This is a genomic window from Fusibacter bizertensis, assembly GCF_029914245.1.
GTDB classification, from domain to species: domain Bacteria; phylum Bacillota; class Clostridia; order Peptostreptococcales; family Acidaminobacteraceae; genus Fusibacter_C; species Fusibacter_C bizertensis.
On the sequence record NZ_JARYZI010000038.1, the window covers coordinates 1 to 735 of the forward strand.

The window sequence follows — 735 nt, forward strand, 5'->3', positions numbered from 1 at the left end:
CTCCTTTCTAAGGAGAAATAGACATTTGCGCTGTTCAATTTTGAGGGTCTTGTGACCATGAGTGATAAGTGATTATCATAAGTGGAAATAAGAACTTCAAAAGTGAATACAAATAATGATTCGCATAATGAATCAGATGTGAATGGGCATTAGTCCTCCTGGAAACTTCGTTTCCCACGTCGGGTTCGATAAAATGTGAAACATTTTATCTCATGGGGGTTTAGCTCAGTTGGGAGAGCACCTGCCTTGCACGCAGGGGGTCAAGAGTTCAAGTCTCTTAATCTCCACCATGACGCATTAGATTAACATTTAATGCGTGCCTAAAAGAATAAAAGAAAGCATCAATTGAATTTTCTTTGAAAATCCATTTGAGAGCAAGTTTGAAATCGAAAGATAATCGTGAAATGAACAAGCATCATCCAAATTTTCTAACGAAAATTTGTCTGAGAGCAAGTTTGTTTGACGAAGTCAAACGAAAGCTAGGCTTTCTGAAATTTTGCTTTTAGCAAAATTAAACTTGCACATTGAAAATTGCATATAGAATCGACATTTAAACGCAACGCAAGTTGCGTAGCCGACGAGGAATTCATTTCTTGAAGGCACAAGTAAAAAATGTATCTAAAGTAAGATGAAGTAGCTTGTCGCAAGATAAGCATCGACTCCCTAGAAACTAACGTTTCCCACGGGAGAGCGATAACACTTCGTGTTACGCTTAGGTCAAGTTAATAAGAGCAT

The 735-nt window shown here is 37.8% G+C and carries 1 tRNA gene; it reads left to right on the plus strand.

What is annotated here, in order from left to right:
• The first annotated feature begins 214 nt into the window (after nucleotides 1–214).
• Nucleotides 215–290, plus strand: a tRNA-Ala gene (locus QE109_RS17565).
• Nucleotides 291–735: the final 445 nt, after the last annotated feature.